12 protein-coding genes and 1 pseudogene are annotated in these 16,608 nt (G+C 56.1%); 6 read left to right on the plus strand and 7 right to left on the minus strand.

Annotated elements, in window-relative coordinates:
* Positions 1-14 precede the first annotated feature (14 nt).
* Entirely contained in the window at positions 15-2,345 is a 2,331-nt protein-coding gene (pbpC, locus tag HMPREF1487_RS21050; protein WP_010798759.1) for a peptidoglycan glycosyltransferase PbpC, read from the plus strand.
* A gap of 28 nt (positions 2,346-2,373) precedes the next feature.
* On the opposite strand, the gene HMPREF1487_RS21055 is transcribed toward pbpC, so the two are convergent.
* Complete coding sequence (locus tag HMPREF1487_RS21055) at positions 2,374-3,330, minus strand: GlxA family transcriptional regulator (protein ID WP_010798760.1); 957 nt, start codon at positions 3,328-3,330, stop codon at positions 2,374-2,376.
* Positions 3,331-3,448: 118 nt separating this feature from the next.
* On the opposite strand from HMPREF1487_RS21055, the gene HMPREF1487_RS21060 reads away from it, so the two are divergent.
* Positions 3,449-4,090 carry an HD domain-containing protein gene (locus HMPREF1487_RS21060; RefSeq protein WP_010798761.1) on the plus strand — a complete coding sequence of 214 codons (642 nt, stop codon included), beginning with the start codon at positions 3,449-3,451 and terminating at the stop codon, positions 4,088-4,090.
* Positions 4,091-4,455: 365 nt separating this feature from the next.
* On the plus strand, positions 4,456-6,912 hold the full coding sequence (locus HMPREF1487_RS21065; RefSeq protein ID WP_010798762.1) for a hybrid sensor histidine kinase/response regulator: 2,457 nt from the start codon (positions 4,456-4,458) through the stop codon (positions 6,910-6,912).
* Between the two features lie 7 nt (positions 6,913-6,919).
* Here HMPREF1487_RS21065 and HMPREF1487_RS21070 read toward each other — a convergent pair whose 3' ends face one another.
* Positions 6,920-7,771: a DMT family transporter gene (locus HMPREF1487_RS21070; RefSeq protein WP_037031167.1), complete on the minus strand. Its 852-nt coding sequence runs from the start codon at positions 7,769-7,771 to the stop codon at positions 6,920-6,922.
* A gap of 155 nt (positions 7,772-7,926) precedes the next feature.
* Here HMPREF1487_RS21070 and HMPREF1487_RS21075 point away from each other — a divergent pair, with 155 nt between their 5' ends.
* Complete coding sequence (locus tag HMPREF1487_RS21075; RefSeq protein WP_010798764.1) at positions 7,927-8,778, plus strand: LysR substrate-binding domain-containing protein; 852 nt, start codon at positions 7,927-7,929, stop codon at positions 8,776-8,778.
* A 365-nt stretch (positions 8,779-9,143) separates the two neighbouring features.
* Positions 9,144-10,853: an amidase gene (locus HMPREF1487_RS21080; protein WP_010798766.1), complete on the plus strand. Its 1,710-nt coding sequence runs from the start codon at positions 9,144-9,146 to the stop codon at positions 10,851-10,853.
* A 112-nt stretch (positions 10,854-10,965) separates the two neighbouring features.
* On the opposite strand, the gene HMPREF1487_RS21085 is transcribed toward HMPREF1487_RS21080, so the two are convergent.
* The 3 genes from HMPREF1487_RS21085 to HMPREF1487_RS21095 form a co-directional block, all read right to left on the minus strand.
* A complete protein-coding gene (locus HMPREF1487_RS21085; protein ID WP_010798767.1) occupies positions 10,966-11,460 on the minus strand; it encodes a hypothetical protein in 495 nt (164 codons plus the stop codon).
* Positions 11,461-11,640: 180 nt separating this feature from the next.
* A complete protein-coding gene (locus HMPREF1487_RS21090) occupies positions 11,641-12,918 on the minus strand; it encodes a glucarate dehydratase family protein (RefSeq protein ID WP_010798768.1) in 1,278 nt (425 codons plus the stop codon).
* A gap of 61 nt (positions 12,919-12,979) precedes the next feature.
* On the minus strand, positions 12,980-14,323 hold the full coding sequence (locus tag HMPREF1487_RS21095) for an MFS transporter (RefSeq protein WP_010798769.1): 1,344 nt from the start codon (positions 14,321-14,323) through the stop codon (positions 12,980-12,982).
* 105 nt (positions 14,324-14,428) lie between these two features.
* Between HMPREF1487_RS21095 and HMPREF1487_RS21100 the strand changes: the two genes are divergently transcribed.
* The gene (locus tag HMPREF1487_RS21100) at positions 14,429-15,325 is read left to right on the plus strand and encodes a LysR family transcriptional regulator (protein WP_010798770.1); all 897 of its coding nucleotides are present in this window, start codon (positions 14,429-14,431) and stop codon (positions 15,323-15,325) included.
* A gap of 394 nt (positions 15,326-15,719) precedes the next feature.
* On the opposite strand, the gene uraH is transcribed toward HMPREF1487_RS21100, so the two are convergent.
* Both uraH and HMPREF1487_RS21110 read right to left on the minus strand, forming a co-directional pair.
* Complete coding sequence (gene uraH, locus HMPREF1487_RS21105) at positions 15,720-16,121, minus strand: hydroxyisourate hydrolase (RefSeq protein WP_010798771.1); 402 nt, start codon at positions 16,119-16,121, stop codon at positions 15,720-15,722.
* A 12-nt stretch (positions 16,122-16,133) separates the two neighbouring features.
* Positions 16,134-16,599, minus strand: a pseudogene (locus tag HMPREF1487_RS21110) (heme-binding protein).
* Positions 16,600-16,608: the final 9 nt, after the last annotated feature.

A 16,608-nucleotide genomic window follows, 5' to 3' on the forward strand; every position in this document is an offset into this window, starting at 1 on the left:
CGAGTTGTGTAGCCATGAAAAAAGGCCTGCACGCCGCAAAGTACTGGTCTCGTCTCGCGCTGAGCCTTTTTTCAGTGCTTGCTGCAATGTTATGGCTGGCTGACCAGCTTTGGCCGCTACCTGTTCCTGACGATGGGCTTGCCCATGTCATTCTGGCCGAAGACGGCGAGCCGCTCTACCGGTTCGCCGATGGGCAAGGTATCTGGCGCTATCCCGCTACGCCAGATACCGTTTCGCCCTACTACCTCGACGCGTTACTGGCGTATGAAGACCGCTGGTTCTATCAGCACCCCGGCATCAATCCGGCTGCGCTCGCACGTGCCGCCTGGCTGAATCTCTCAAGCGGACGGGTCGTCTCGGGAGGTAGCACGCTATCCATGCAGGTTGCCCGTTTGCTCGATCCACACCCGCGGACTCTGACGGGAAAACTTCGCCAGCTGTTTCGGACCGCTCAGTTTGAGTGGCATCTGTCCAAACGGGAAATCCTCACGCTGTACCTCAATCGCGCCCCTTTCGGCGGCACATTGGAAGGGGTTGCCGCCGCCAGCTGGACTTATCTTGGCAAGTCACCTGTGAGCCTTACTCGTGCCGAAGCGGCACTACTTGCGGTATTGCCACAAGCGCCCAGTCGTTTGAGGCCTGATCGCTTTTCCGAACGGGCACAGGCGGCGCGAGACAAGGTGCTCGCCCGACTGGACAGCGAAGGGGTATGGCCTGCCAAGGCGGTAAAAGAGGCAATGGAAGAACCTGTTTGGCTGGCGCCCCGGCAATCGCCTGACCAGGCACCGCTGCTGGCTCGTCGGCTGAATACGACAGGAGAGTCGCCAGCGATCCACACGACCATCGACATTGCCTTGCAACGGCGCCTCGAATCGCTGCTCCTTGATTGGCGGGCCCGTCTACCGGAGCGCACTTCAGCTGCAATTATTGTGGTTGATACCGGGAGCATGGCGGTAAAGGCATACCTGGGCTCTGTCGATATCACGGATGATCGTCGGTTTGGCCATGTCGACATGGTATCAGCCATACGATCACCCGGCTCCACGCTCAAGCCCTTCCTGTATGCCCAGGCGCTGGACGCAGGTCTGATCCACTCGGAATCCTTGCTGCAAGATATCCCTCGACGCTTTGGCGATTACCGGCCCGGGAATTTCTCTTCAGGCTTCAGTGGCCCTGTCGCTGCAAGCGAGGCGTTACATCGGTCGCTCAATCTCCCTGCGGTGCAATTGCTCGAGGCCTATGGCTCCAAGCGGTTTTCCGGTGAACTGCGTAGTGCAGGCGTCCCGCTCTTTTATCCTCGAGGCGCTGAGCCCAATCTCTCATTGATACTGGGCGGTGTCGGCGCGCGACTGGAAGACCTGGTCAGCGGCTATAGCGCTTTTGCCCGAGAGGGAAAGGTAGCCCGCCTGCGGTTTCGTCCAGAAGAGCCTGTGATGGAAAGACGGTTGATGTCGCCCGGTGCTGCCTGGATCGTTCGGCGTATGCTGGCCGACCGCTCAGATCCCCTCTTGGATGAAGCCCAACTGCCTCCAGCGCTGGCTTACAAGACGGGAACCAGCTATGGTTTTCGGGATGCGTGGTCGATCGGCATTACGCCAGGTTATGTGGTTGGCGTCTGGATCGGCCGCCCTGACGGCACGCCGGTAGCAGGCCAGTTTGGCCTTGCTTCAGCCGCCCCGCTGCTGTTTCAGGTCAACGATATATTGCTCAATCGGGATACTCAGCGAGGACGTCTCTCCCCCATACAGACCAGACCTGCAAGCGTCAGGGTAGAATCCATCTGTTGGCCTGGGGGGCAACCGCTTCCGGCCGATGATGAAAACTGTCGAGTCCGACGTTGGGCTTTCACGCTGGATAAACAGACGCCCCCCACAATGCAAGCCCCTGACCAGCCCTTGGGTCAGGGACTGGATGAGACCTATTGGGTCAATGAGGCAGGCAAGCAGGTGGCGCCATCATGTTCTGGCGCACGCCCGGTACGTTTCCTGGCTTGGCCTGCGTCCCTCGAACCTTGGCTGGCCGCGCGCGAGCGCCGCACGTCCCGTCTGCCATCAATCGATTCGAACTGTGCGCCTACCCTTGGCACTGCAGCCAGTCCGTTACAGATTACCGGGCTACGTGATGGTGCACGATTACAGGCGCCTGCCGGACAATCCGAGCCCGTTTCCATCACCGTAACCGCGCAGGGTGGTGAAGGTTCACGCTGGTGGTTCGTCAACGGCGAACCGGTGGCAGAGCAATCGGAACAATTGAGTTACACGTTTCCCAGGCCAGGAGCTTACGAGATCAGCGTACTGGATGATTCCGGGCAGACCGAGCATGTGAATGTAACTGTAGTGCGGTAGCGGCTTTATGTCTTATGCATTAAGCCCCTCATGCATGAAAGCGTTTACGGTATTCGGCTGGAGTAATGCCCACGTGTTTCATGAAGGCTCGGCGCAACGTATCGGTGCTGGCAAAGCCGACCTTGGTAGCGACTTGTTTGGGCACATCGCCCTGCTCTTCCAAAAGCAAACGAGCAGCGCTTATGCGCGCACGCTCTACCCATACCGCAGGCGTTTCACCGATTTCAGCTGAAAACAATCGCGCAAAATGTCGGGGACTCATACCTGCATGAGCCGCTAACGCGTCGACTGACAACGGTGACGACAGGTTCGCCATGGCCCACCGTTGTGTTTCCTGTAGAACAGACCGACCGCCGATACTGGACTGTCCATGCCGGCTGAACTGGAGCTGCCCTCCGGGTCGCTTGAAATACATAACCAGCTGAGAAGCCACCTGTCTTGCAATATCCCGGCCCAAGTCTTCTTCTACCAGTGCCAGGGCAAGATCGAGACCTGCCGTCACCCCTGCTGATGTTCTCAATTTACCGTCTCGAATATACATAGCATCCTCTTCGACCTGGACGCTGGGATATGCCTGTGCCAGCGCGGGTGCGCAAGCCCAATGAGTAGTGACACGACGCCCATCGAGCAAGCCACTGTGAGCCAAAACAAATGCACCTGTACAGACAGAACCAAAGCGCCGCGCACGCTTTGCTGCACCGCGTATCCACGCCAGAGTTATCGGGTCCGGTTTGAGATTGGAGATATGCGGTGCCCCTGCGACAAGAACAGTGTCATAGCGCTCCGGCTGTTCATTGACAACGCCGTCTGCATACAGACGTGCACCTGACGAACTTTGGACGGGACCTGACTTAAGCCCAATTACCCTGCACAGGTAGGAGGAGCCTCCTGATTCAAGGTTAGCCTGTGCGAAAACATCCAAAGGACCCGCCACATCGAGCAGCTGCACACCGGGAAGCGCCAGGATGGCGACAAGTCTGGTCATCGAAATCCTCTACACGTCTGTCTCAGACGGATAATGGCAGGATTTAACGCAATACTGCAATTGAGGACATGATGGCAACGGGTGAAACTTGTTTTCCACCCTTTGCCGGAGAGTTTGCATGAGTATTAATATTGATGGCATCAGCATCCCTGATACCGCATTGACTCGGGAAATTACTGAGATTGTTCGAGATACCGCATCTCCCCTCCTCTTTCACCATTCCAGCCGGGTCTATTACTTCGCGGCGCTGGCCGGGCAAAAGCGCGGCTTAACATACGATGCGGAGCTTTTGTATTGCGGCTGCATGTTCCATGACATGGGCCTGACGCATCAGCACAGCAGCGCCTGCGAGCGCTTTGAGGTAGATGGTGCCAACGCGGCCAAGACATTTCTGGCAAGCCACGGGATAAACCAACAGGATATCGATACCGTATGGGCCTCGATTGCACTGCATACCACGCCGGGCATTCCCCAGCACATGCATCCGCTGATTGCCCTGGTCACGGCAGGCGTAGAGATGGACGTGCTAGGGCTAACCTACCCGGAATACAGCGATGAGCAACGACAAGCAATCGTCAATGCCCATCCTCGAGGCAATCGTTTCAAGGAAGAGATCATTCAGGCCTTTTACGAGGGAATAAAACACAAACCTCAGACTACGTTCGGCAATGTCAAGGCAGATGTTATCGCTGACAAAGACCCTCAATTCGCTCCCCTGAATTTCTGCAGCGTCATTCGAAACTCTCAATGGGCCAGTTAGTGTGACGCCTGGAGATGAAACCAGCCAGGCTGGTTTCATCTCGGTCTGATCGACTGAATCCTTAACAGCCTTTTCTGAAATCCGTACCTATAACCCTCATGCTCACGCGGCCACCAACTAGGCGCATGAGCACGTCGGCAGGAATGCCGCACGGCTTCTTCCGCTCAGCTTTTGAAGGATCTTATCCGTACCACATCGCTTTTGGGGACGATGAAATCCCTTCTACTGCAAAGTCTTTACGTTACGCCGCTTGATTTTGAGATGTATAAAAGACAGGCTAAATAGCAGGTCTAAACAGCCATTTCGATCACTCGGCGGGCATTTGCCCCTGCAATTCCTTCTCCTCTAGGGCTAAACGCTAACGTATGATGGGTAAGCAGTCTTGTCTCGTGGGAGGCGGTCAGGCAGGTGAACGATTACGGGCCGTTGATTGGCAGAACACTCCATTAGGCCCTGTCGAAGGTTGGCCCCTGTCGCTTCAGGCAGCCATCAGAATAGTACTCAGCTCCGACTTTCCCATGATGGTGCACTGGGGTCCGCATCTGATTACCTTTTACAACGATGCCTACGCTCCAAGTCTGGGTAACAAGCACCCTGGAAATCTTGGAAGACCCGCCAAGGAATGGTGGCTTGAGATGTGGGATCAGTTGACTCCGATTTTTGATCATGTCCTTTCGGGGAAGGCTTATTTTGTAGAGGATGCCCGATACACGCCCAATCGCAACGGGGTACAGCAGGAAGCATTCTTCACGCACTGCCATAGCCCGTTATGGGATGACGATGGCCATGTCGCCGGTATTTTTCTGGTTGTGACGGAAACGACGGGCCGTATCGTGGCCGAGCGCAAGCTGCTTCAGGCCAATGCCGATCTGGAACGGCAAGTTCTGGCTGCAAAATCCAGCGAGGCGCGCCTGAGTGCCTTTGTCAGTGCATCGTCCGAGGGGCTGTATTCCATGAGTGGGGATTGGCAGGAGATGCACGAGCTGAAGGGACGTGGCTTTTTGAAGGATACATCCTCGCCCAATCCGAACTGGTTGACCGATTATATTCCCGTTGACGAGCAGCCCCGCGTGAAGGCAACCCTCAACGAAGCGATAACCTCCAAGAAGTTGTTTAGCCTGGAGCATCAGGTCAAGCGCGTTGATGGCAGTATAGGCTGGGTGCAATCACGAGCCATACCGTTTCTTGATGCGGCGGGTGATATTACCGAGTGGTTTGGCGCAGTAAGCGACATTACCGTTCGCCGCCATGCAGACGAGGTACTGCAAGGACAGAAAAAGAATCTTGAGCATCAGGTAACCGAGCGAACCATAGAGCTGAATCACCTCTGGGAGATTTCGCCCGACCTTTTGCTGGTGATCGATTACGAGGGCATTTTCCGTAAGGTCAACCCCGCCTGGACACGTATCCTGGGTTATGAACTGGAAGAACTGCTCGGACAGAACGTCAGTGAACTCATGATACCCGATACCGCTCTTTCGCCGCTGGAAGCCTATGAGCGAGCTGCACGCGGCGAGCTGTCTGAAATGGAGAATCGCTATCGCCATAAGGACGGCTCCACCCGTTGGTTTTCCTGGGTTGCGGCGCCCTCTGCCGGGCAGATCTATGCAACCGGACGGGATATCACGGCAGCAAAGGCAGCAGAAACCGAGCTGGCTTCGATGCAGGAAGCCTTGCGTCATGCACAAAAGATGGAAGCCGTCGGCCAGCTGACAGGCGGTGTCGCCCATGACTTCAATAACCTGCTGGCTGGCATTTCCGGGTCAGTGGATATGATGCAGATCCGTATACAGCAGGGAAGACTGAATGATCTAGAGCGCTATCTGGGCATGGCCCAAAACGGTCTCAAGCGTGCGGCGTCGCTTACCCACCGTCTCCTGGCTTTTTCACGGCGCCAGACGCTGGATCCCAAGCCGACCCGTATCGGACAGCTGGTTTTGGGTATGCAGGAGCTGATTCAAAGTACGGTAGGCCCTGCGACGCCCGTAAGAATGAATACCCCAGAGAAGTTGTGGTCTGCGCTGGTCGATGCGCCTCAACTTGAAAACTCCCTACTTAACCTGTGCATCAATGCTCGCGACGCGATGCCTCAAGGCGGGCGTATCCTCGTTGAAATGACCAACCGTTCTCTTGATGAGTACGCGGCGCGACAGCACGATCTACCGCCGGGAGACTATCTCACGCTCAGTGTTACCGACAGCGGAACCGGGATGCCTCCCGCGGTCATTGAGCGGGCGTTCGAGCCATTCTTTACAACAAAGCCAATCGGAAAAGGCACCGGCCTGGGATTGTCCATGGTCTATGGCTTTGTCCAGCAATCGGGCGGACAGGTCCGAATCAATTCACGACTGGGCGAAGGCACTACGGTCTGTGTCTACCCGCCTCGTTACTATGGCAATGCTATCACCCCCTTGACCGGCTTTGCCGAAGCTACAGAGTTTCCCCGCTCAGAGCCGGGCGAGACCGTTCTAGTGGTGGATGATGAGCCTACGGTTCGTACGTTGATCATGGAAATTCTTGAAGACCTTGGGTACATCGCCCTCGAAGCTGGCGACGGTGCGGCTAGCCTTGAGATATTGCACTCGGATAGGCGCATCGATTTGTTAATTACCGATGTAGGCTTGCCAGGTGGCCTGAACGGCCGACAGGTCGCTGATGCAGCACGGGTTTGGCGCCCTGGCCTCAAGGTTCTGTTCATTACCGGCTACGCCGAAAAAAGCCTGCTGAGCGAAGGGCAAATGGAGCCGGGCATGGCGGTGTTAACCAAGCCTTTCGCCATGGACATAATGGCGACACGCATTCGCACCATGATCGAGTCATGAGGACGCCTTACGTTTTGTCCGCTCGGACGACCAACAGGATTCCTCCTGCAGAAACAGCGGCACCTACCAACATAAGCCACGAGAGCGGTTCGCCGAACATCATCCATGCCCATACCAGCGTAACCGCTGGGCTCAGGTAGAGCACACTGGCTACCCGTGTGGGTGATGAGCGCCGCAGGCACACCCAATACAGACCATAGCCGCCAAGGGTGGAAATTGCCGCGGTCCAAAAGACACTCAATGCAAAACCTGCCGTTGGAATGGGCCAGAGGCTACCCTGCCAGTCTGCAAGCACAGCGAATACCACTGCAGATACCGCACACTGCAGCCACATTGTTGGCAGCAATCCAAGTGGATGAGAAAGCCTGCAATGCTTCTGCCATAACGTAGCCACCGCGAGGGACAGCATGCCCAATATGGGCAGCCCATACGCCCATAAAGGCGCATCCCCCCACGCCAGGGCGTCATAGGTAACCAGTAGCACTCCGCCAAGACCAATGGCCAGCCCCAGCCATACCTTGCCCGAAAGCCGTTGACCCAGAACGGTAACGCTAAGCAGTGCCGTACCGATAGGCAGTAGATCGGCAAGCAATGCAGCCAGACCTGTCGGAACACCCAGCGCAATGCCCTGGACAACACCGATCAGATAACCCGCCATGGCCAGTAGACCTATACCCGCATGCTGCAGGAGCACGGCGGGGTGAACACATCGAAGCGTTTTTATTACGAACGGCAACAGGAAAAGCGTGACCACTACACACCGCCAGAACACAACCAGCAGCGCCGGTGCGTAATCGATTGAAAAACGGGCACCCACAAAGCCCGAACTCCACGTAATGACCATCATTGCTTCAAGCAGGAGTAAAGGCGCTCTGCTGAGAGATAGAACGCCTGAGAGAGCGCTGATTAGGGGTCGGGTCGTTCGAGTGGTCTGATTCATCACCCGACCTTACGAAAACCAGCTAATCTAATAAATCAAAACTTTATCACTTAATGGTTTACAAATATTAAATAATGAATGCAACCCTTGATATCGAGCTGCTTAGAACCTTCGATACCGTGGCTCGAATGGGAAAATTCAGGCTGGCGGCTGAGCATCTTCATAAAAGCCCTGCGGCCATCAGCGTACATATCCAGCGGCTGGAGACCATTGCTGGAGGGCGCCTGCTTGAGCGTGATAACCAGTCGGTATCCCTGACAGCGCTTGGGCAGCGACTGCTCATGTCTGCCGCTGAGCTACTCCAAACCCATGACAGGGTTATGGGCGAGCTGCATGGTCCACATGTGATTGGAAGTGTTCAGTTAGGTATGCCTGATGAATATGCCGCCCATGTCATTGGTGACATCCTGCCCATTTTCACAGCCTCCTGGCCAAATGTAGTGCTGGAGGTAACCACCGCACCGAGTTTTACGCTACGCGATCATCTCCAGCAGGGAAAGCTTGATCTGGCATTGCTGACCCAACCTCGCGCGGCTGGCTCCGACGCACTGGTACTCACTTCCACGACTCCGGTCTGGGTAGGAAGCGCAGTGCTACCCGCCACGTTGAATGATCCTGTACCACTGGCGCTTTACGCAGCGGATTGCCCTTACCGCGAAGCCATGATAAGTACCCTCACAACGGCAGGAAGGCCATGGCGGGTAGTGTTGGACAGCGCCTCCAGCCAGGCGATAAGGGCCTGTGTCGAGGCCGGGCTTGCCGTTACGCTCATGGATCGTGCACGGGTAACCGAAAGAATGGTTATACGCGAGGACTTACCCATCATGCCTGACCACGAGGTGGTATTGGTCCGCCCTCCAGCCAGGGAAAGCAATGAAGCCGTAGAGCTGCTGATAAATTCCATCCAGCGATACTTCCGTCTATAGCTGGCAGAGCTACAAGGTCGCTGCAAAATTGCCCTGCGCGAGATTAGGCTCTTACCCTTTGAAACGGGCGAAGCGGTGTGCTTGTTTCAGATCATTGCACTGGCGCCTATCGACCAAGAGGCTCCTCCTCGGTTGACTTGATACACTTGTCACCTATCAGCCACTCGGTGTGCGCAGAGCGACCAAACACGTGTGCGAGCAGAAGCTTCTGGTTCCAGCGTCTGCCGTATCTGTTATTTGACCAGGATCCTTATGAGAATTGACTCCAACCTACATGATGTTCTTGAGCCTCATACCCAGAGGAAAAACACCAAGCCTCTGGATTACCACTCTCACATCACCTTTACGCATCCAGTGGTGGCAGCATGATTGAAGTAACCGAGGTTTCCATTGCCGCGCTACGTGAGGCGCTTGAGTCAGGCCGTACCACAGCAGTTGAGCTGGTTCATGCCTACCTGGCCCGGATCGAAGCCTATGATGGTCTTGATACGCCCACGGCCCTGAATGCTGTCGTGGTCAGTAACCCTGATGCCCTCAAGGAAGCGGAAGCATCCGATGCCCGTCGCGCCCAAGGCGAAACACTTGGTCCATTGGATGGGATCCCTTATACGGCAAAAGACAGTTATCTGGTGAAAGGGCTGACTGCCGCCTCGGGCAGCCCTGCCTTCAAGGATCTGGTGGCGTACCGCGATGCGTTCACGATCGAGCGTCTGCGGGCGGCAGGTGCGATCTGCCTGGGCAAGACCAATATGCCCCCCATGGCGAATGGTGGTATGCAGCGCGGCGTTTATGGTCGCGCGGAAAGTCCATACAACGGTGATTACCTGACCGCGCCTTTCGCCTCTGGCTCCTCCAACGGTGCAGGTACAGCTACCGCAGCGAGCTTTGCCGCGTTCGGCCTTGCAGAAGAAACATGGTCGAGCGGACGAGGCCCTGCTTCGAATAATGGTTTGTGCGCCTATACCCCTTCACGGGGGGTGATCTCGGTACGCGGGAACTGGCCGCTGACCCCGACGATGGATGTGGTCGTGCCCTTTGCCAGAACCATGGAAGACCTGCTGGAAGTGCTGGATGTGATCGTGGCGGATGACCCGGAAACACGCGGCGATCTGTGGCGGATGCAGCCCTGGGTACCAATCCCGAGCGCCTCTTCGGTGCGGCCCGCCACGTATAGGGAGCTTGCCGCAAAACCTGATGCCCTTGCTGGCAAGCGGTTTGGTGTTCCGCGCATGTACATAAATGCAGACCCCGAGGCAGGGACCAGTGAAAACCCGGGTATCGGCGGTCCGACTGGGCAACGAATCCATACCCGACCTTCAGTCATCGCACTGTGGGAGCAGGCTCGACAAGCCCTTGAGGCCGCGGGTGCCGAAGTGGTCGAGGTTGACTTCCCGATGGTTTCCAATTGCGAAGGCGACCGTCCCGGCGCGCCAACGGTATACAACCGTGGACTGGTCTCGAAAGAGTTTCTTCATGACGAACTGTGGGAGCTGACGGCCTGGGCGTTCGATGATTTTCTTCAGGCCAATGGGGATCCCAAACTGAACCGTCTGGTGGACGTCGATGGCCCGCAAATCTTTCCCCATGACCCGGGCACCCTACCCAACCGGGAAGGTGACCTTGCGGCCGGTATGGACGAGTATGTGAACATGGCCGAGCGCGGCATCACGCCATGGGACAAGATCGCCACGTTACCTGAAGGACTGAAAGGGCTAGAAAAGACGCGCCGGATCGATCTGGAAGACTGGATGACCCAGTTGGGGTTGGATGCAGTCATCTTCCCGACCGTTGCAGACGTAGGGCCAGCCGATGCTGACGTGAATCCCGAGTCGGCCGATATCGCCTGGAGCAATGGCGTCTGGGTCGCCAATGGCAACCTTGCGATTCGTCACTTGGGCGTACCTACCGTAACGGTGCCCATGGGCATTATGGCCGATATCGGTATGCCGGTAGGCCTGACCTTTGCCGGACGTGCCTACGATGATTCCTCCCTGCTGCGTTTTGCAGCGGCTTTCGAATCAACCGGATCGCGCCGCATGATTCCCCCGCGTACTCCACCGTTGCAAACGAGCTGACCAGGAGCTGGGCGAGACTGAGGAGCTGTAACCAGTCCCGCTCAGTTGCCAATATATTCAGGGACTCGCCTGCGCCTTTGTGCAGGTTTGTCCCTGTGTTGCTAAACCAACCTCAGCCCTTACCCAAAGCGCGCTTCAACCCAGCGTTACCAATAGCAAGTGCCAAGCTGTCTTCGGCGAGCCCCAAGGCTGCGTTGATGACTGCACCGGAGCTGCCGTAACGCTTGCGCAGGCGAATGGCGATTTTTGCCGAGATGCAGGCAGCGGTTGCGCCGATCAAAGCGGGGACCAAAGCAGGCTGTCGCTGCGCCCCTGCCAGTGCTGCCGCGGTCACACCTCCTGACAGCGCCCGTACCATCATTGACGGTGCGATTGTCCGATCGGGGGCAAATGGAAGTTTGTCGCCCAACAATTCACTTGCGGCAAGCGGTATCAGGAGATGGCGTGCTCTGGGCTTAACCAGCGCACGGGTCAAGGAGTCTGCGTTGGTAGCAGCCGAACGCCTGGCAAGCGTCTCACTGACCATTGCAGGAGCCAGCATGCTACGCATACCTGTTACGACGCCTAGCGCTAAAGCGCCCCATAAAATACGGTTCGATCTTGTCATGCTCATACCTCCAGTCGTTAAGCATGTCGACCGGCTGTAGCTGGAGGCAGTTCAGGCTGCCAGCAGGATTAAAGCTGTATCGCTTCCTGATAGAGCGGCTTGTCATGAGCTACCATTTTGCTACCAATAAAGGCAACATATGACAAGCCGTTTTCTGGATGCCTATGACTACTTTTTGCTTTAGAACCGAGGCTTTAATGCTTTCCAGTCGGGGTCATATTTCTGCATTTGCCGGACGTCATCACGTTGGCGAATACCGCAGGTAAGATATTGGTCGTTGAGTTTGGCCAGCTGGTCATAATCCAGCTCAACGCCCAGTCCGGGTGCGTCTGTAATCGCAACGCACCCATTGCGAATCGGTAGCTTGCCACCTTTGATAACTTCTTCATCGGCCTCCTGCCAGGGGTAATGTGTGTCGCAGGCATAGGAGAGATTGGGTACAGCAGCCGCTACATGCGTCATTGCCATGAGACTGATGCCCAAGTGCGAGTTGGAATGCATCGAAACGCCCAACCCAAAGGTTTCACACATACGGGAAAGGATCTGGGTATTACGCAGGCCACCCCAATAGTGATGGTCCGCCAGCACAATCTGTACGCTGTTCAGCGCGATGCTGCGGCGGAACTCATCAAAATCCGTCACGACCATGTTGGTCGCCAGTGGAAGGCCTGTGCGCCGATGCAGCTCAGCCATCCCTTCAAGGCCTGGACACGGATCTTCATAGTATTGGAGATCATCGCCTAACAGCTCCGCCATGCGAATCGAAGTCTCGAGTGACCAATTGCCGTTTGGATCGATGCGCAGAGGTATGCCAGGAAAAGCCTGCTTGAGCGCTTTCATACAGGCAACCTCATGCTCGGGGCCCAGCAGGGTTCCCGCCTTAAGCTTGATGCTTTGGAATCCGTTCTCCTCGATCATGGTACGCGCCTGGGCGACTACCTGCTCCGGACTGATCGCCTCGCCCCACCGGTCTGGCTTATAGGGTGACTGAATATGCTCGGCATATTTCAGAAACAGATAGGCGCTGAAGGGGACCTCCCGACGTACGGCGCCGCCCAGAAGATCTACCAGCGGCACCCCTATCGAACGGGCTTGTAGGTCCAGGAAGGCAACCTCGAACGCCGAATACGCATTTGCCACTTGTTTACTAGGGTGTGAACCCGGCGCCAACTCTGCTCCGGGATTGGCACCCGGTTGAAGACGGGCCACTGTCTGGATGACCTGAGCGCGCAACCCATTGAGATCGAAAGGATCAAGGCCGAGCAGGCTTTCCTGCATGGCCTGCAGCACGCTAAGCACCGGTGCATCACCGTAGCTTTCGCCCAAGCCTATAAAACCGTTATCACTCTCGACCTCAATGATCGAGCGCAGCGCATAAGGCTCATGGATACCACTGGCGTTAAGCAGCGGCGCATCCTTGAAGGCAATCGGGGTTACACGGATGTGTTTGATCTTCATGATAGAACTCCTGAAAAACTAGAGAGGGCCTCCGGGGCTGCCCGGCAGGCCCGTCCTTTACTCAAGCAGGCACAGCAGCCACCTTGGCTTTGATACCGTCGCTAGGTCCTCTTCTCGTCTTGGTCATGAAGACCAGAATGCCGGCAATCAAGGAGACCGTGGCAAGGCCAATGAGGCCACCTTCGATCGAGCCGGTCCGTTCCTCCAGAAAGCCAAACGTGGCAGGCGCAACGAAACCGCCCAGGCTACCTACCGAATTGATCAGTGCGATGACTGCCGCCGAGATACGTGCATCCAGATAAGACTGGGGGATCGGCCAGAACAGTGATGACGCTGCCTTGAATCCGATAGCGGCGAAGCAGATAGCCAGAAACGCAAACACCGTCCCCCCCATCGTCGAGGCGAACAGCCCAATGGCTGCAATGATGAAGGCCGATGATGCCCAGGCCTGCTGCCATTTGAAGCGGGACGCCAGACTGGCAAACAGGTACATGGCCACGACGGAAATGATCCAAGGAATGGAATTGAAAAGACCAATCTCGAAGTCGCCCAGCCCGCCCATGGAGCGAATGATGCTTGGCAGCCAGAAAGTGCAGCCGTAGATCGTCAGCGAGATCGAAAAATACAGAAAGCAGAACAGCGCGATTTGCGGATCACGCAACAACTTGAACGCTGAAGGATGAGCCTTGCTCTCGCCTACTGCCAATTCGCGCTGGCGTTGCTCCTCATCGATACAGTCAGTCAGTGCATTGCGCTCTTCCGTGCTCAGCCATTTGGCATCCTTGGGCAGAGAATCCAGCCAGAACCAGACAAAACCGCACAGTACGACCGAGAACAAGCCTTCAATCAGGAACATCCATTGCCAGCCGGACATCCCCAGCCCGGTTATTCCCAGCAGGGCGCCAGACAACGGACCAGAGAGGATAGAGGCAATGGCTGAACCACTCAGAAAAATTGCCATGGCCTTGCCACGCTCATCAGCAGGCAGCCATTTGGTGAAGTAGTAAACCACCCCAGGGAAGAACCCCGCCTCGGCAACACCAAGCAGGAATCGCAGGATATAGAACCAGGTTTCATTGGGTACGAACGCCATGGCCGTTGCGACAATACCCCAGGTGAACATGATGCGCGTCAGCCAGGCCTTGGCACCGAACCGCTGCAAGAGCATGTTGGACGGGACCTCGAATAGCGCATAGCCAATGAAGAATAGGCCGGCACCCAAACCATAGGCAGCGGCACCAATCCCGAGATCGGTCTCGAGATGGCTACGTACAAAGCCGATATTGACCCGGTCGATATAGTTGACGATGAACATGACGACAAATAGCGGCAAGACATGCCGCTTCACCTTGGAGACCGCACGGGTTAGCACCGTGGAGTCCACGGAAGACTGGACATTGCTCATGGGCGACTCCCGCTCATTGTTTTTGTAGGAGAGCGTCGATAATGGAGGCCGATATTGTTACTGTCTAATCTATATTAGATCTTGATTGATACCGGGATTAGATCAATGTTTGAACTCGCTCAACTCCGCTGCTTCACCACGGTAGCCACAGAACTCAACTTTCGCCGTGCGGCAGAGCGGCTGAACATGACGCAGCCGCCGTTAAGTCGGCAGATTCAGTTACTTGAGCATAGCTTGGGCGTAGAACTCTTTTCTCGAAATACGCGCAGCGTAGCCCTGACTGCGGCAGGAAGAGCCTTTTTCATCGAAGCCCAGGCACTTCTGGAGCGAGCACAACAGGCTGCAATTGCCGCGCGACGTTTTGCCGAAGGCGACATCGGCTCGGTTACCATCAGCTTCGTTGGCAGCGCCGTTTATGAGTTTCTTCCCAAGGTCATTGCCGAAGCCCGTCTTAGTCAGCCCAACGTCAAGGTTGCCCTGACGGAGATGAATACGTTTCAGCAACACGAAGCGCTACGGGCACGCCGTATCGACCTGGGTATCGTCCGTGCACCACTCCTGCAGCCGGGCTATGAAACCGAATGCCTGGTTCGTGAGCCGTTCGTGCTTGCTGTACCCGCCAGCCATCCCTTAGCTCATGCACCTGTGATAACCGTGCAGGACCTTCATGGGATGCCCTTTCTCATGTATTCGCACTCAGCTTATCCCCCCTTCAACGAGCTGCTAACCGGTATGTTCCGCTCCGCCAGCGTCGAGCCGGAATACATTCAATGGCTAAGCTCATCGCTCACCATTCTGGCGTTGGTCAACGCGGGGATGGGATTGGCGTTTGTACCTCGCTGCGCCACCAATGTCGTCTTCAAGGAGGTGGTCTTTAGGGAAATCGATCTGGGCGACGGCATACAAAGCGAATTGCATCTGGTATGGCGTACAGATAATGACAATCCCGCCTGCAAGATGCTGCTGGAAGCCATCCGCTCTGCCATCAAGGCGGAGCGTTAGCAGAACCCGCTAGGTCTCTATCAGGAACCCTTATTGGCTCACTCTGCCAGATTGATGAGGATGCTGTAGTCCAACGCTTTGCCGAGGCAGGAAGAGAGCTATCCAGCGGACCGAGTGGTCACAGGCCAGGAAAAAGCCCCGGTAATCGCTTTCGATTTGGACGTACACCTTGGTGCACCCTGATCAAATCTCTCAGCCTTCTCTCTCCGCTTCGTTACGACGAGGGCCACGCTGGACCCTAGAGTAAATCAACCCGGTTGCCTGGAGAAGTAGGCGTACCGTTGTTTAGCAAAACGGTATCGTCTTCTCCGCCAGCACTATCGTGAAGGGTCGGTATCATTCAGTGGATACCGACACAATGGCAACATCTTCTCAGGACTCGTTGACTGACGTCCTATGAACCCCGATAGGTGCTGAAACCATACGGGCTGAGCAGCAGTGGGATGTGATAGTGCTGGTCCGTTTGTTTGACTTCAAAGATCACAGGAATTTCAGGAAAAAAGGTTTCGTGGCCGGTTTTCTTGTAATATTCGCCGGTCTTGAAAACCACTCGATACTCACCTTTCTGTAAGGGCTTATCACTGGGATACAGCTCAGCGATGCGACCTTGCTCGTTGGTAGTGCCTTGGGCCAGCGGCTGCCAAGTCTCTCCGATGTGACGCTCAAGCGTTACATTTACACCGGATGAGGGTACGCCGGTCTCAAGATTGAGCACATGTACGCTAAGCGGATTATTGGCAGCGACAGCCATGCCGGACATTGCTGTCATACCCAGTGCCAGTATCAGAGCTTTCATAGTGGTTCTCCTTTAAGGGTTAGTTTTCAAACCTATTGCCAAGGCAGCCTCGGTCGCACATTGCTCATCCTGGGCAGCGCCGCCAGCACCTGCTACGCCAAAAGCGCCTACCAGCGCGTCGCCTTCATAGAGGGGCACACCGCCTCCAAGCAGCAATAGTTCAGGCAAGGTATTGAGGTTGGCAGCCTCCGGATTCTGACGGGCCTTTTCAGCCAGCAGGCGTGTCGCTGTCTTGGTAGACAATGCGGTATAGGCCTTGCGGCGGGCAGCATCTGCGTTATGAGGACCCACCCGGGTATCGCGCTGAATAAGAATGGGGGTTCCCACCGCGATAAAGCGCTGCCATTGCAGCATGACAGGGCGCAGCGTCCAGCAGGCGACGGGCTGTGGCCAAATCCAGCTCCGCCTGTTTCGGTAAGGCGGCTTCTGCTTGCATTACTGCCAGCATGAGCAGTGTGAATGTAACGATTCTGTCCATGACAGGGCT

This window comes from Pseudomonas sp. HPB0071, from assembly GCF_000478505.2.
Taxonomy (GTDB): Bacteria; Pseudomonadota; Gammaproteobacteria; order Pseudomonadales; family Pseudomonadaceae; genus Chryseomonas; species Chryseomonas luteola.

Excerpts from the sequence above, each read along its gene's own strand:
- pbpC (WP_010798759.1), top strand. The coding sequence starts at position 15 with ATGAAAAAAGGCCTGCACGCCGCAAAGTACTGGTCTCGTCTCGCGCTG.
- HMPREF1487_RS21055 (WP_010798760.1), bottom strand. The coding sequence starts at position 3,330 with ATGACCAGACTTGTCGCCATCCTGGCGCTTCCCGGTGTGCAGCTGCTC.
- HMPREF1487_RS21060 (WP_010798761.1), top strand. The coding sequence starts at position 3,449 with ATGAGTATTAATATTGATGGCATCAGCATCCCTGATACCGCATTGACT.
- HMPREF1487_RS21065 (WP_010798762.1), top strand. The coding sequence starts at position 4,456 with ATGATGGGTAAGCAGTCTTGTCTCGTGGGAGGCGGTCAGGCAGGTGAA.
- HMPREF1487_RS21075 (WP_010798764.1), top strand. The coding sequence starts at position 7,927 with ATGAATGCAACCCTTGATATCGAGCTGCTTAGAACCTTCGATACCGTG.
- HMPREF1487_RS21080 (WP_010798766.1), top strand. The coding sequence starts at position 9,144 with ATGATTGAAGTAACCGAGGTTTCCATTGCCGCGCTACGTGAGGCGCTT.
- HMPREF1487_RS21085 (WP_010798767.1), bottom strand. The coding sequence starts at position 11,460 with ATGACAAGATCGAACCGTATTTTATGGGGCGCTTTAGCGCTAGGCGTC.
- HMPREF1487_RS21090 (WP_010798768.1), bottom strand. The coding sequence starts at position 12,918 with ATGAAGATCAAACACATCCGTGTAACCCCGATTGCCTTCAAGGATGCG.
- HMPREF1487_RS21095 (WP_010798769.1), bottom strand. The coding sequence starts at position 14,323 with ATGAGCAATGTCCAGTCTTCCGTGGACTCCACGGTGCTAACCCGTGCG.
- HMPREF1487_RS21100 (WP_010798770.1), top strand. The coding sequence starts at position 14,429 with ATGTTTGAACTCGCTCAACTCCGCTGCTTCACCACGGTAGCCACAGAA.
- uraH (WP_010798771.1), bottom strand. The coding sequence starts at position 16,121 with ATGAAAGCTCTGATACTGGCACTGGGTATGACAGCAATGTCCGGCATG.